This window comes from Arthrobacter sp. MDT2-34-1, from assembly GCF_059091365.1.
This window is the reverse complement of sequence record NZ_JBNHGO010000184.1, coordinates 1-345: the sequence shown is the minus strand read 5'-3', so window position 1 is coordinate 345 and position 345 is coordinate 1. Positions and strand designations below refer to the sequence as shown.

At 69.3% G+C, this 345-nt stretch carries 1 protein-coding gene; it reads right to left on the bottom strand.

Annotated features, from left to right (window positions below):
• A partial coding sequence (locus AC5RVV_RS18290) for a class II fructose-bisphosphate aldolase (RefSeq protein ID WP_494002749.1) occupies positions 1–345 on the bottom strand: 345 nt, incomplete at both ends.

The following is a 345-nucleotide window of genomic DNA, read 5'->3' as shown; positions in this document are numbered from 1 at the left end:
CTCGTCGCCGGCGGGTCCGCCGAGCTCTGCTTCCAGTACGACGTCGGGTCCGACCAGATCCCGCACGGTTCGCACCAGCGCGATGTTGTCCTCGAAATCGAGGGAGGAGCCGTCGGCCAGCACCGCGTCCGCACCCGCGGTCACGGCCTCCCTGATGACGTGCAGGTCGTTGGCGTGGTCAAGCTGAACGGTCACCGGAACGGCGGCGCCGTTCGCGAGGCTGCGCAGCGCGGTGATGAGGCGAAGCCCGGAGGTGCGCGCGGCAGTCTTCGAAGCGACCAGGAGGGCGATGCCGCGCCTGGCTTCCTCTGCAGCCTCCACAACGGAGGTTGCGGTGGCGAAATC